The 13622-nt window shown below is 70.3% G+C and carries 13 protein-coding genes and 1 riboswitch; of the genes, 5 read left to right on the top strand and 8 right to left on the bottom strand.

Going from position 1 to position 13622, the window contains the following annotated elements; genetic code table 11:
• Positions 1-177: 177 nt before the first annotated feature.
• From FED44_RS30065 to ribD, 8 genes are all read right to left on the bottom strand, one after another.
• Positions 178-678 carry a hypothetical protein gene (locus FED44_RS30065; RefSeq protein ID WP_138462809.1) on the bottom strand — a complete coding sequence of 167 codons (501 nt, stop codon included), beginning with the start codon at positions 676-678 and terminating at the stop codon, positions 178-180.
• 72 nt (positions 679-750) lie between these two features.
• Positions 751-2001, bottom strand: a complete 1251-nt coding sequence (locus FED44_RS30070) for a hypothetical protein (RefSeq protein WP_154956622.1) — start codon at positions 1999-2001, stop codon at positions 751-753.
• Positions 2002-2114: 113 nt separating this feature from the next.
• Positions 2115-2564, bottom strand: a complete 450-nt coding sequence (locus FED44_RS30075) for a PH domain-containing protein (protein ID WP_138462811.1) — start codon at positions 2562-2564, stop codon at positions 2115-2117.
• 108 nt (positions 2565-2672) lie between these two features.
• The gene (gene ribH / locus FED44_RS30080; RefSeq protein ID WP_138462812.1) at positions 2673-3143 is read right to left on the bottom strand and encodes a 6,7-dimethyl-8-ribityllumazine synthase; all 471 of its coding nucleotides are present in this window, start codon (positions 3141-3143) and stop codon (positions 2673-2675) included.
• Between the two features lie 76 nt (positions 3144-3219).
• Positions 3220-4479: a bifunctional 3,4-dihydroxy-2-butanone-4-phosphate synthase/GTP cyclohydrolase II gene (locus tag FED44_RS30085; RefSeq protein ID WP_138462813.1), complete on the bottom strand. Its 1260-nt coding sequence runs from the start codon at positions 4477-4479 to the stop codon at positions 3220-3222.
• Positions 4476-5108 (bottom strand): nicotinamide mononucleotide transporter family protein, encoded by a 633-nt coding sequence (locus tag FED44_RS30090; RefSeq protein WP_117409773.1) that lies wholly within the window; start codon positions 5106-5108, stop codon positions 4476-4478. Before FED44_RS30090 ends, FED44_RS30085 begins: the two co-directional genes overlap by 4 nt.
• Positions 5105-5713 (bottom strand): riboflavin synthase, encoded by a 609-nt coding sequence (locus FED44_RS30095; protein ID WP_138462814.1) that lies wholly within the window; start codon positions 5711-5713, stop codon positions 5105-5107. The genes FED44_RS30090 and FED44_RS30095 overlap by 4 nt, the downstream gene beginning before the upstream one ends.
• A gap of 1 nt (position 5714) precedes the next feature.
• The gene (gene ribD / locus FED44_RS30100) at positions 5715-6899 is read right to left on the bottom strand and encodes a bifunctional diaminohydroxyphosphoribosylaminopyrimidine deaminase/5-amino-6-(5-phosphoribosylamino)uracil reductase RibD (RefSeq protein ID WP_244302384.1); all 1185 of its coding nucleotides are present in this window, start codon (positions 6897-6899) and stop codon (positions 5715-5717) included.
• A gap of 132 nt (positions 6900-7031) precedes the next feature.
• A riboswitch (FMN riboswitch) is annotated at positions 7032-7182 on the bottom strand.
• A gap of 350 nt (positions 7183-7532) precedes the next feature.
• Here ribD and FED44_RS30105 point away from each other — a divergent pair.
• The 5 genes from FED44_RS30105 to FED44_RS30125 all read left to right on the top strand — a co-directional run bounded on the left by FED44_RS30105 (position 7533) and on the right by FED44_RS30125 (position 13618).
• On the top strand, positions 7533-8552 hold the full coding sequence (locus tag FED44_RS30105; RefSeq protein ID WP_138462815.1) for an ABC transporter permease: 1020 nt from the start codon (positions 7533-7535) through the stop codon (positions 8550-8552).
• Positions 8553-8586: 34 nt separating this feature from the next.
• Positions 8587-10380, top strand: coding sequence for an ABC transporter substrate-binding protein (locus FED44_RS30110; protein ID WP_138462816.1), 1794 nt, complete (start codon positions 8587-8589; stop codon positions 10378-10380).
• Positions 10381-10463: 83 nt separating this feature from the next.
• Positions 10464-11444 carry an ABC transporter permease gene (locus tag FED44_RS30115; RefSeq protein ID WP_111700282.1) on the top strand — a complete coding sequence of 327 codons (981 nt, stop codon included), beginning with the start codon at positions 10464-10466 and terminating at the stop codon, positions 11442-11444.
• 45 nt (positions 11445-11489) lie between these two features.
• On the top strand, positions 11490-12590 hold the full coding sequence (locus FED44_RS30120) for an ABC transporter ATP-binding protein (protein WP_138462817.1): 1101 nt from the start codon (positions 11490-11492) through the stop codon (positions 12588-12590).
• A complete protein-coding gene (locus tag FED44_RS30125) occupies positions 12587-13618 on the top strand; it encodes an ABC transporter ATP-binding protein (RefSeq protein ID WP_111700280.1) in 1032 nt (343 codons plus the stop codon). Before FED44_RS30120 ends, FED44_RS30125 begins: the two co-directional genes overlap by 4 nt.
• The last annotated feature ends 4 nt before the right edge of the window (positions 13619-13622 follow it).

Genomic DNA, 13622 nt, shown 5'->3' on the forward strand with positions numbered 1-13622 from the left:
GGAACATGCGAGCTGGTCGTGGTGCCTGGCCGGCGGGGGCGGCGGCCAGGGCCGCGACGGCGCGTCCCGGGTACGCGGAAATCTCCGGGCCGGCGCGGAATCTTCGTGGGTGGGACGACAACGTAGCGAGGCGCCGCCTGGGCCACGCGCAGCAGGGCTTGATTCGTCAGACACGACCTAGGCCGGCGGAACGGCCTCCCCGCGCTTCACGGCCTTGAGCGTGCGCATCGCCAGGTCGATCCGCTCCAGGGCCGTGCCGAGGTGCGAGTCGGGCTGGAACGGCAGGTCGGCGGCGAGGGCGCACGCCTCCAGCACCCGCTCGACCGATTCGTCGTCGAGCAGGTCCTCGTACACGAGCACCAGCGAACGGGTCTCCCTCGCACCGGTCGTGAGGCCGGACCGGAGATCGCCGGCCGCCCCGGCGGTGTGCTCGTGCGCCGACGCCCGCTGCTCGGCCAGCGAGAAGGCCCGCGCGGACATGCTCGACAACGCGAGCAGGATGGCGGTCGCCGCGCTCCGGATCTCGTCCTCCCTCCTGAGCCGGCGATCGAACTCGTGCTGGGCGACGACCTGCCGCATGACCGCGCCGTACGTGGCACGTGCCTGCACCAGCGAACCGGCTGTGCTGAACACCCCGCCGATGACCGCGCCGAGCAGCCCCAACCAGAATTCCGACATCGGCCACCCGTTGTTGAGACGTTCGATTCCCGCGAGGAGTCGTGCCGCTGTTCCGGCGGCCGCCTCGCCTCGTCAGATGGTAGGAGGAACGTTGTTCAGATTCCGGAAGAATTCGTCGATTGTTCGAGATTTCCGGCGATGAGCGCGGAGAACCGGAATGATCGGGGCCATCTCCCCCATCGCCCGGCCCGCTCCGGTCTCCTTCGCGATGCGAACGGCCCGCAGAGCCGCGCGGGCGGATTCCTCCATGTCGCCGGCAGCGGCATGGGCGACCGCCAGGCGGGCGGAGACCAGGCTTCCCTCGTGGTAGAAATCGCGCGGCCACTTCCGCATGCCCGCCTCCAGCACCTCGATGGCGGCTCGGGGACGCCCGGTGTCGGTCAGGACCTTTCCGCGTTGCAGGGCGAGATAGGCGTGCGTGACGTAATCCGCCTTGATCAGATTCCTCTCGCCCGAGTGATCCTGGGCACGCGGGCCGTCGACCAGTTCGTCGGCCTCGTCGAGCAGCCGCAGGCCGATCTTCCGCACTCCCATGCCGCTGTAGGCGTGCGCCCGCTGCTGCAGCAGGAACGCCTTCATCGTCGGCGGGAGCCCGTCCTCGATCGTCGTCCGCGCCAGCGACAGAGCGAAGGGCCGGTCGTCCGCGTCGACGGCGATCTGGGAACGCCGGCCCAGGAAGTAGGCCTCCAGCTGGGCGTTGCCGCCGACCCGCGCCCAGGTGACGGCCAGGTCCTCGTAGGACGCGGCGATCGCCGGAGCGCCGGCGCTCTGATGGAGCCAACCGGCGAAGTCGGCCCACTGGGCGCCGGTCCTGAGCAGGTCACGGCTCATGGAGCCGTGCGCTCCCTCCCGCAGCAGGCGCCGTATCAGCGACAGGTAGCCCGCGGCGGAGGCGATCAGCTCGGCCGGGCCGAAGGCGCGTTCGCGCGCCACCAGGGCGAGCCGGGCCGCGTCCAGATCGTCGATCATCTCCCGGCCGAGCCGCGGCCGCAGGGCCGCGCCGGCGATGTCCCCGCGGCTCGCCGCGTAGTAGATCATCGCGCTCAGCGAACCGGTGAAGGCCCTCCTGCTGATCAGCCCCTCGGGGCCGGGTTCGGGCGGTGGGTCGAGATGCAGATCCAGCAGCGCCTCCACCCGGTCCGCCAGACCGCTCGCCGGCCGGACCGGGAGCATTTCCAGCCAGACGACGAACGCCGGATCGCACCCGGCCCGCTTGGCCAGTTCTTTCGTGGTGAGTTCGGCGGCCAGCCGCCGCGCCTGCAGCGTTTTACCCCATGGAAGGGCAGATCTCGCAACGTCGCTCGAATCGGGCTTATTGCCCACTTGCGACTCCCGCCTGGCGGCCACGTCCAGAGTCTAGGAGGCAGGCGCTATTCGAGCCATGTCAATTATTTCAGGGCCGCTGATATTTCCTGATTTCGGTGACCATTCAGGAGCTAGAGGTGGTCGGGGGCCTCGCCGCGTTCCCGGATGAGAGCGGTGAGCTGGGCGACCGCCCGGCGCGAGCGCTCCCGCTCGGTGCTCTGGATGCCCATCGCGCCCAGGCTGAGCCCGTTCGCGAGGTCGAGCTTGGGCCAGGGGTCGCCCTCCACCATCGTGACGTCGAGCACCTCCGCCCACTCGAAACGGTGGACCCGCAGCGGGTTCACCACCGTGATCCCCCGCTCGTCCGCCCGCACCCGCAGGCGGCCGAGCAGGTGCAGCACGAACGCCACGAGCAGCCCGAAGCCGACCATGCCCAGCCGGTCGGGCAGCTTGAACTGCTCCGGCAGGCCGACCGCCAGCACGATCGCACCGCCCACCATCACCCCCGCCAGGCCGTACGCGATGATCGTCGTGCTCCGGGGCCGCCAGGTGACCGGCAACGACGGCACGCCCTCAGGCATGACGATCCCCCTCGGGACTGCGTACGGCGTGCCCGGCGGACGGACGGAACGTGATCACCAGTGACATCTTCCCGGCTCGGCGCTGCGGATGCGAGGATCGCGCGGGTGTCAGCCGGCGAGGCCGCGCAGGAGGACCGCGGTCTCCAGGGCAGCGATCGTCGCCTCGTACCCCTTGTCCTCCTTGCTGCCCGGCACGCCGGACCGCTCGACCGCTTGATCAAGGGTGTCACAGGTCAGCACCCCGTTGCCCACGGGGGTGGACTCGTCGAGGCTGACCCTGGTCAGCCCCGCGGTGACCGAGTCGCAGACGTAGTCGAAGTGGGCCGTGTCGCCCCTGATCACCGCGCCGAGCGCGACGACGGCGTCGCAGCGCCGCGCCAGTGCCTGGGCGACCACCGGGATCTCCAGCGACCCGGCCACCCGGACCGTGACCACGGCCGCGCCGCTGTCCTCGGCCGCCCGCACCGCCCGGGCCAGGAGCTGGTCGGTGATCTTCTCGTGCCACCGGGCCGCGACGATGCCGACGGTGAGCCCGCCCGCGTCCACCGCCGCCGCGTCCGGCCGTCCCGCACCGCTCATGCGCCCTCCTCGCCTGACGGCTCGGAGCCGCGTGCGCGGATCGCGCTGTGCCTGCTTGTTCGCTCGCTTCGCTCACTCATGAGGCCTCCCTGCCGAAGTGCTCGCCGTGGATGTCGCGGGGTATGCCGCCGGAGATCTCGTGGCCGAGCCGGTCGCGCTTGGCCGTCAGGTACCGCTCGTTGTAGGGGTTCATCGCCACCGGCATCGGTTCGCGGCCGAGGACCTTGACGCCGTACCCGTCCATGCCCCGCGTCTTGGCCGGGTTGTTGGTCAGCAGCCGCACCGACTTCACGCCGAGGTCGGCCAGCATCTGCCCCGCGTTGGAGAACTCCCTGGCGTCCACCGGCAGCCCCAGTTCGAGGTTGGCGTCGACGGTGTCGCTGCCGTTGTCCTGCAGGCCGTAGGCCCGCAGCTTGGCCAGCAGCCCGATGCCCCGCCCCTCGTGGCCGCGCAGGTACACGATCACGCCGCGGCCGCACTCGGCGATCATGCGCATCGCGGTGTCGAGCTGCACCCCGCAGTCGCAGCGCAGGGAGCCGAGCACGTCCCCGGTGAGGCACTCGGAGTGCGCCCGGACGAGCACGTTCTCACCGTCGCCGAGGTCGCCGTACACCAGCGCGAGATGCTCGCCGCCGTCGAGCGCGCTGGCGTAGCCGTACGCGCGCCACATGCCGTACCGGTTCGGGATGCCGGTCTCGGCGACCCGGGTGACCATCGGCTCCGACCGGCGGCGGTGCTCGACGAGCTGCTCGATCGACACGAGCGCGAGGTCGTGCTCGTCGGCGAACTCGCGCAGCCTCGGCAGGCGCGCCATCGTGCCGTCGTCGTTGACGATCTCGGCGAGCGCGCCGGCCGGGGACAGCCCGGCCAGCCGGGCGAGGTCCACCGACGCCTCGGTGTGGCCGGGACGCGCCAGCACGCCGCCCTCACGGTAGCGCAGCGGGAAGATGTGCCCCGGCCGCACCAGCTCGTACGGCTCGGTCGCCGAGTCGCACAGGGTCCTGATGGTCCTGGCCCGGTCGGCGGCGGAGATGCCGGTCGTCACGCCGTCCCTGGCGTCCACGCTGATCGTGTACGCCGTGCGCAGACGCTCGCGGTTGTCCTGCACCATCAGCGGCAGGCCGAGCCGGTCGAGCGTGGCGCCCTCCATGCCCACGCAGATCACGCCGCTGGTGTGGCGGATCGTGAAGGCGACCAGCTCGGGCGTCGCCTTGGACGCGGCGAAGATGAGGTCGCCCTCGTTCTCGCGGTTCTCGTCGTCGACCACGACCACGGGACGGCCGTCCCGGATGTCGGCGACGGCCCGCTCGATCGGGTCCAGCCTGATGTCACTCACGCGATCACCGCCCGCAACGTGCGCGACTGGCGCAGCCAGTCACGGAAACCGATCATCACCATCACGAAGAACAGCCCGTAGACCACCCCGGAGACGACCAGCCCGGAGCTGAACGCCAGCGGCACGCCCACGAGGTCGACGGCCACCCAGATGATCCAGAAGTCGACCAGGGCCCTGCCCTGCGCCCACGTCGCCGCCGCGCTGCCCACGAAGATGTACGCGTCGGGCCAGGGGTTCCAGGAGATGTTCCAGCCCCGGGAGTTGAGGAAGGTGAAGGTGAGCGCGACCGCGACCGTCCCGGCGACCAGCAGGCCCACGAGCGCCGCCCGCTCCCCCGGCCGCGCCGACCGGATGGGCAGCTCCGCGCCGCCGCGGGTGCCGCGCGACCACTTCACCCAGCCGTAGACCGCCAGGACGCCGAACAGCGCCTGCTTGAGCGCGTTGCCCGTGATGTGCGCGCCGACCGACGCCACGAACAGCAGGACCGACCCGAGCAGCTGCACCGGCCAGGTCCAGATCGTCTTCTTGATCGCGAGCCAGACCGTGCCCAGCGCGCACACGTTGCCCACCAGGTCGGTCCACAGGACGTGCTGGCCGTACACGTCGAATCCCGCCTCGGTCCAGCTCACGCCGCGACCCCCTTGGCGGTCGCGGCGGTCAGCTTCTCGACGTACTTGGCGATGACGTCCACCTCCAGGTTGACCGGCTCGCCCGGCTGCTTGCGGCCGAGCGTGGTGAGCTCCAGGGTGGTGGGGATCAGGCTGACCGCGAAGGAGTCGTCGCTGACCGCGGCCACGGTCAGGCTGACCCCGTCCACGGCGATCGACCCCTTCTCCACGACGTAGCGGGCGAGACCGGCGGGCAGCGAGATCCGCACGACCTCCCAGTGCTCCCCGGGCTCGCGCGACAGCACCTCCCCGGTCCCGTCCACGTGGCCCTGCACGATGTGCCCGCCGAGCCGCTGGTCGGCGCGTACGGCCCGCTCCAGGTTGACCCGCGAGCCGGGGCGCAGGGCGCCGAGCGCGGACCTGGCGAGGGTCTCCTTCATCACGTCGGCGGCGAAGGAGTCGCCCTCCGCGCCGGCCACGGTGAGGCACACGCCGTCGACGGCGATCGAGTCGCCGTGCCGGGCGTCGCCGGTGACGACCGGGCCGCGCACGGTGAGGCGCGCGGAGTCGCCCAGGGACTCCAGAGCCACGACCTCGCCGAGCTCCTCGACGATTCCGGTGAACATCTCAGCTCTCCTTAGGGGACTGTACGACCTGGGGATCCGCACCCAGGGGATCGGTGTGCGGGAAGGACTGACGAGCGGTGATCTTGGGCCGCAGGACCACCTTGATGTCCGGCCCGAGGGGGGTCACCGAGGCGAACTCCAGCCGGTGGATCTCCGTGATCGTCGAGACGCCCGCCGGGCCGAGCGCCGACGCGCCCGCGCCCAGCAGCGCCGGGGCGAGGTAGCCGACGACCCGGTCGACGAGTCCCTCCCGCAGGAACGCGCCCGCGAGCGTGGGACCCCCCTCGACCAGCACGCTCACGATCTGCCTCCCGTGCAACTCAGCCAGGAGAGCGTGGAGGTCTATTCCCCCCTTGGCACGGGGGATTCGTACGACGTGGGTCAGGTGGGCGGGGACGGCGGCGTCCTCGGCCACCGCGACCAGCGTCGGCGCCTCGCCGTCCAGCACACGGGCGCCCGCGGGGGTGCGGGCGCCGGGGTCGGCGACGACGCGCAGCACGGGCGTGGCGCGCGGCGAGGCGGGGAGGGCCGCCGGCGGCGCGATCGAGTCAACGGACGGCCGGACGGTCAGCCGGGGGTCGTCGGCGAGCACGGTGCCGATTCCGGCGAGGACGGCGTCGCTCTCGGCCCGCAGGCGGTGCACGTCGGCCCGCGCCTCGGGCGAGGTGATCCACTGGCTGGTGCCGTCGGCGGCCGCCGAGCGGCCGTCGATCGTCGCGGCGAACTTCCAGGTCACATAGGGCCTGCGGGCCCGTACGAAGGTCAGCCAGGCGGCGTTGCCCTCCTCGGCCTCCGCCGTCAGCACGCCCTCGTCCACCAGCACGCCGTGCCGCCGCAGCACCTCAGCGCCGCCCGAGGCCACGGGGTTGGGATCGGGGACGGCGACGACGACCCGCGCCACGCCGGCCTCCAGGAGGGCGGTGGCGCAGGGCCCGGTCCTGCCGGTGTGGGCGCACGGCTCCAGCGTCACGTAGGCCGTGCCGCCCCGGGCCCGTCCGCCCGCCTCGCGCAGCGCCACGACCTCGGCGTGCGGACCGCCGGCGTAGGCGTGGAAGCCCTCCCCGGCGACCTCACCCGAGGCGTCGAGGACGACGCAGCCGACGACGGGATTGGGGCTGGTGCCGCCCAGTCCCCGGGCGGCGAGCGCGATCGCGCGCCGCATGTGAAGGATGTCCCGCGAGGTCACCCGGTCTTCCTCTCGCCGTTGCCGTAACGGCGGGCCCCGGGGAACGATCGGGATGCGGCCACGCACCACTGCTCGGGCGGCCCGCTGCCGGAACGGCCCTGTGGGACCGCCCGGCGGCATACGACCGCCCGTTCGCGCGCTTCCTCCCATCCGGACTTTCACCGTCGGTCCTGGAGTCTCACCAGGTCCACCGGCCGATGGCTTCGGCCGGGTCGCGGACTTCACCCCTGGGGGCAGGGATGTCACCGCCGGTTCGGAATTTCACCGACCCCGGAGCACGCTGCTCTGCTAGACACCAGTGTAGCCACGCCCGCTTCAACGACCTAGTGCGGGTTTGCGGGGATCGGATCGGTGATCAAACAAGGATCCTTATCTGTGCACTTCTTCTCGGGTATGTGTGGGTTATGTCACAAAGTTGTGACATAAGTGCATTCATGTAATATGCAGTGTCCCGCGGCGCGTCCACCAAGGTCAACGCGGTCGCAGGACACAAGGTGATTTACATTGCACAACGAAGCAAGAACGCGGCGAACTGCCCGCGCCAAGTGATTGACCCCTGCCAAATCAGTTGCCAGGGTTCCCTATAGTCGGATCTCTTCCGATCGTTAATGGTCCACCCGGGAGCACCGAACCATGACGTTCCCCCCCTCGACCGCGACCGACGCCGCCGCGGAGCCCGCGGACACCGCGGACCCGGCCGCGTCCGGTCCCGCCGTCGTCGGCCGTTCGCCCGGACAGCTCATGTGGCGCCGCTTCCGGCGCGACAGGACAGGCGTCGGCTCGGCGATCGTCGTGCTCGCCTTCTTCCTGATCGCGCTCCTGGCCCCCGTGATCGCCTCGTTGTACGGCAAGGACCCGTACACCACGTACGGGCAGAACCAGCCCGGCCTGCTCAACCAGTTCGGCTATCCCATCGCGCCGAACGGCGGCATGAGCGGGGACTTCTGGTTCGGGCTGGAGCCCGGCCTGGGCCGCGACGTCTTCACGCAACTCGTGTACGGCATCCGCACCTCGCTGAGCATCGCCGTCATCGTGACCGTCCTCACCACGGTCATCGGGGTCGTGATGGGCGTGACCTCGGGATACCTGGGCGGCCGCACCGACTACGTGATCGGGCGGGTCATCGACACGCTGCTCGCGTTCCCCTCCCAGCTGTTCCTGATCGTCTTCCTCCCGGTCGTCGAGGCGGCTCTCGTGCTCCCCGAGGAGGAGACGCCGGTCTGGCTGCGGTACGTGTCGATCTGCGTCGTCCTCACCGTCCTCGGCTGGGCCACGATCGCCCGCCTGCTGCGTGCCCAGGTGCTGTCGCTGCGGGCGCGCGAGTTCGTGGAGGCCGCCCGCGTCACCGGCGCGTCGCCGGCCCGGGTGATCTTCAAGGAACTGCTGCCCAACCTCTGGACCCCGATCATCATCCAGGCCACGCTCGCGCTCCCGCTCTACGTCGGCGCGGAGGCGGGACTCGGCTTCCTCGGCGTGGGCATGACCGAGCCCACCCCCGACTGGGGCCGCATGTTCCAGGTGGGCGTGAACGTCTACCACTCCGACGTCACCTACCTGCTGTTCCCCGGCGTCTCGATGCTGATCTTCGTGGTGGCCTTCAACCTGCTCGGGGACTCCATCCGCGACGCCTTCGACCCACGCACCAAGCGCTGACCCAGTGAGCGCGCACCTCCATAGGAAGGACCACATGAGATCGCACAGCAGGCGATTCGTCTCCATGACGGCCGTGCTCGCGGCGGGCGCGCTGGCACTGGCCGGCTGCGCCAAGGGCGGTGGCGGCGGGGCCCCCGAGGGCGCCGCGGGCAGCTCCCAGAAGCCGCTGGAGAACAAGGCCGTCAGCGCGATATCGGTCGGCACCGCCGACGACTCCACGGGACCGGCCCCCGAGGTCCCGGGCGCCAAGCCGGGCGGCACCGTCTACATGATCGACCGTGACGACTTCAGCCACCTCGACCCCGGCCGCGTCTACATCAACTACAACTCCTCGGTCTCGGCCCTGTTCACCCGGACGCTGACCAACTACAAGCAGGACGACGCGGGCAACATCAAGCTCGTCGGCGACCTCGCGACCGACACGGGCACCACCACCGACGGCGGCAAGACCTGGAAGTTCACCCTCAAGGACGGCCTCAAGTGGCAGGACGGCGCGCCGATCACCTCCGCTGACGTCAAGTACAGCTTCGAGCGCCTGTTCGCCGACTTCATCACCGAGGGCCCCGACTACGCCGAGTCCTGGCTGGTCCCGGACCCGAACAAGCCGTTCCGCGACCAGTACAAGGGCCCGTACGACGGCAAGGAACTCGACACGATCGAGACGCCGGACGACAAGACGGTGGTCTTCCACCTGAACGCGGCGCACCCCGACTTCAACTTCACCGTCGCCATGACCGGCTACGGCGCCGTGCCGAAGGCGCACGACACGAAGCAGAAGTACGACAAGCAGCCCTGGTCGTCCGGTCCGTACAAGATCGTCAGTCACGTGACGGACAAGTCGCTCGACCTGGAGCGCAACGAGAACTGGGACAAGAACACCGACCCCATCCGGCACGCGTACCCGGACAAGTTCCACATGGAGTTCGGCCTGCAGAGCCAGCAGACCACCGAGCGCTTCATGGCCGACACGGGCAACGACAAGCAGGCGTTCACCTTCCACAACCCGGTCGCCCCCGAGCGGGTCCAGGAGGTGTTCGGCAACGCCGACCTGATGAAGCGGTCGCTGCAGGGCCTGACCCCGTTCACGACCTTCTACAACATCAACACCAAGCGGGTCACGGACGTCAACGTCCGCAAGGCGATCCAGCTGGCGTGGCCGGCCAAGCAGATCCAGCAGCTCCAGGGCGGCGAGATCTCGGCCGGGAAGATCGCCACGACCGTGATGAGCCCGACCGTCCTCGGCTACGAGGCGTTCGACCTGTACGGCAAGCTGGCCAAGCCCGAGGGCGACCCCGAGGCCGCGAAGACTCTGCTGCAGAAGGCCGGGAACCCCACCCCGACCATCGTCTACGCCTACAACCAGACGCCGACGCAGGAGAAGGTCACCATCGCCATCAAGGAGGCGCTGGCCAAGGCCGGGATCAAGGTGGTCGGCAAGCCGCTGAACGCGGGCACCTACTACGACGCCATCGGCCCGGTGGACAACAAGTACGACGTCTACTGGGGCGGCTGGGCGGCCGACTGGCCGACCGGCTCCACCGCGATCCAGCCGCAGTTCGACGGCCGTCAGATCTCCGACAACGCGCCGAACTACAGCCACCTGAACGTGCCGGAGATCAACTCCGCCATCGACAAGGCCAACGCGGCGACCGACCCCACCGAGGCCGGCAAGGCGTGGGCCGCGATCGACCGGCAGATCATGGACCAGGCCGCGATCATCCCCGAGTTCTACCAGACCTACTTCGGCCTGTACGGCTCGGGCCTCGGCGGGGTGAGGTTCGACCCGATCCAGGGCGAGCAGTCCGCGCTGAACGTCTACGTGAAGTAGCACCACCGGGTCCGCCGCCTCCGCCCCCGCGGGCGGGGCGGCGGGCCCCCGCCCGTTCCGACCGCTGGAGCACGTACGAGACCATGACCAGCTTCCTGGTACGCCGGATCCTCGGCGCCCTCATGATCCTGCTGATCATCAGCGCGGTCACGTTCTACCTCTTCTACGCCGTCCCCCGCGACCCCGCCCGGGCGTTCTGCGGCAAGATCTGCCCGCCGGAGACGCTCCAGCTGGTCCGGCACAACCTGGGCATGGACGAGCCGCTGTTCGTGCAGTACTGGCACTGGCTCGTGGGCATCTTCGCCGGCCGCGAGCTCGTGCAGTTCGGCGACTGCCCCGCCCCCTGCCTGGGCTACTCCTTCGCCACCCAGGAGCCGGTGTTCGGCGCCATCGTGGACCGCTTCCCGGTGACGCTGTCCCTGACGTTCGGGGCGTCGATCGTCATCCTCGCGTTCGGCATCATCACCGGCATGATCGCGGCCTGGAAGGTCGGGCAGCCGCTCGACAAGATCGCCAGCGCCTCGTCCGTCATCGGGGCCTCGCTGCAGATCTACTTCGTCGGCCCGCTGCTGGCCTTCTACCTCGTCGACACCATGCAGCTGATCCCGCGCCCGTCCTACGTGCCGGTCACCGAGGACCCGGTGGGCTGGTTCACCCACCTGCTCCTCCCGTGGGTGGTGCTGTCGATCATCTTCACCGCGAACTACACCAGGATGACCCGCTCCCAGATGGTGGAGCAGCTCGCGGAGGACTACGTCCGCACGGCGCGGGCCAAGGGCATGTCGAACCGCGCGGTGTTCTTCCGGTTCGCCTGGCGCGGCGCGATGATCCCCATCGTCACGATCTTCGGCGTCGACCTCGCCACCCTGCTGGGCGGCGCCATCATCACCGAGCAGACGTTCACCCTCCACGGCATCGGCGAGCTCGCCGTGCGGGCGGTGCAGAACAACGACCTCCCCATGCTGCTCGGCGTGACCATCGTGGGCGCCGCGATGATCGTCATCCTCAACATCGTCGTGGACGTGCTCTACGCGTTCATCGACCCGCGGGTCCGCCTGACCTGAGCCGTGCCCGAGCCGAACGCCCGAAACCTGGAACTGGAGCACCAAGTGACCACCGTGTCGTGGAGCGGCGAGCCGGGGACCTCTCGCGGCCCCGGGCCGTTCCTGTCCGTCCGTGACCTGAGCGTCGAGTTCAGCACCGAGGACGGCGTCGTCCACGCCGTCGACGGCCTGTCCTTCGATCTGGAGAAGGGCACCACGCTCGGCATCGTCGGCGAGTCGGGGTCGGGCAAGTCCGTCACCAACCTCGCCATCCTGGGCCTGCACGACCCCGCGCACACGCGGATCGGCGGCGAGATCTGGCTGGAGGACCGGGAGCTCATCACGGCCGACCGCGCCACGATGGAGAAGCTCCGCGGCGACCGGGTCGCGATGATCTTCCAGGACCCGCTGACCGCCCTGTCGCCGTTCCACACGATCGGCCGGCAGATCGGCGAGGTCTACCGCAAGCACCGGGGCGCGAGCAAGAAGGAGGCCCGGGACCGGGCCGTCGAGATGCTCCGGCGGGTGGGCATCCCGCAGCCGGAGGTGCGGGTGGACCACTACCCCCACGAGTTCTCCGGCGGCATGCGGCAGCGCGCGATGATCGCCATGGCGCTGGTCTGCGACCCCGACCTGCTGATCGCCGACGAGCCGACCACCGCGCTGGACGTGACCGTCCAGGCGCAGATCCTCGACCTGCTCAAGGACCTGCAGCAGCAGTTCGGCACCTCGATCATCCTGATCACGCACGACCTCGGCGTCGTGGCCAACACCGCCGACGACGTCCTGGTCATGTACGCCGGGCGGGCGGCCGAACGCGGCACCGTCCGCGAGGTGCTGCGCGAGCCGCGCCACCCCTACACGTGGGGCCTGCTGTCGTCGATGCCGCGGCTGAACTCCAGCGTGGACGTCCCGCTGAAGCCGGTGCGCGGCACTCCCCCGAGCCTGCTCAACCCGCCCTCCGGCTGCCCGTTCCACCCGCGCTGCGACTATCCGCGGCTCGCCGGGCCCGAACTGTGCTTCGGGCAACGGCCGGACGTCTCCCCCGAGACGGGTCACGGGGACGCCTGTTATCTCACCCTCGAACAGAAGAGGGAACTTCGCACCACCCAGGCCTCGGACCGGACCGAGGCCCAGATCGACGCTCGGACCGAGGACGGCGCATGAACGAGACGCTGCTGGAGCTCAAGGGGCTGGTCAAGCACTTCCCCGTACGGGGTGGCACGCTGATCAAGCGCCAGGTCGGGGCGGTCCACGCGGTGGACGGCATCGACCTCGCCGTCGGCGAGGGCGAGACCGTCGGCCTGGTGGGCGAGTCGGGCTGCGGCAAGTCCACCACCGGCCGCCTGGCGGCCCGCCTGCTCGAACCCACCTCGGGCGAGATCCTCTATCGCGGGCGGAACATCGCCCACAGCTCGCGCCGGGAGCTCAAGCCGATCAGGCCCGAGATCCAGATGATCTTCCAGGACCCGTACAGCTCGCTGAACCCGCGCCAGACCGTCGGCACGATCATCCGCGGGCCGATGGAGGTCAACGACATCGACCCGCCCGGCGGGCGCAGGCGGCGCGTCCAGGAACTGCTGGAGATCGTCGGCCTCAACCCCGAGCACTACAACCGCTTCCCGCACGAGTTCTCCGGCGGCCAGCGGCAGCGCATCGGGATCGCCCGGGCCCTGGCGCTCGACCCCAAGCTGATCATCGCCGACGAGCCGGTGTCGGCGCTGGACGTCTCCATCCAGGCGCAGGTGGTCAACCTGCTGCAGGAACTGCAGCGCGAGCTCGGCATCGCGTTCCTGTTCATCGCGCACGACCTCGCGGTCGTGCGGCACTTCTCCCAGCGGGTCGCGGTCATGTACCTCGGGAAGATCGTCGAGATCGGCGACCGCGCGTCGATCTACGAGCGGCCCCGGCATCCGTACACGCACGCCCTGCTGTCGGCGGTGCCGGAGCCCGACATGTCGAGCGAGCCGCGTGAGCGCATCCGCCTGGCGGGCGACGTGCCCTCGCCGATCAACCCGCCGTCCGGCTGCCGGTTCCGCACGCGCTGCTGGAAGGCCCAGGACAAGTGCGCCGAGGAGGTGCCGCCCCTGGTCCGGCTCAGCGGCAACCGCGAGGGCCACCTGACCGCCTGCCACTTCCCCGAGGCGCCCACCACCCAGGGCGAGGACGTGGTCCTCGACCCCGCCCTGGCCTGACCCC

The organism is Microbispora triticiradicis (assembly GCF_005864065.1).
Taxonomy (GTDB): Bacteria; Actinomycetota; Actinomycetes; order Streptosporangiales; family Streptosporangiaceae; genus Microbispora; species Microbispora triticiradicis.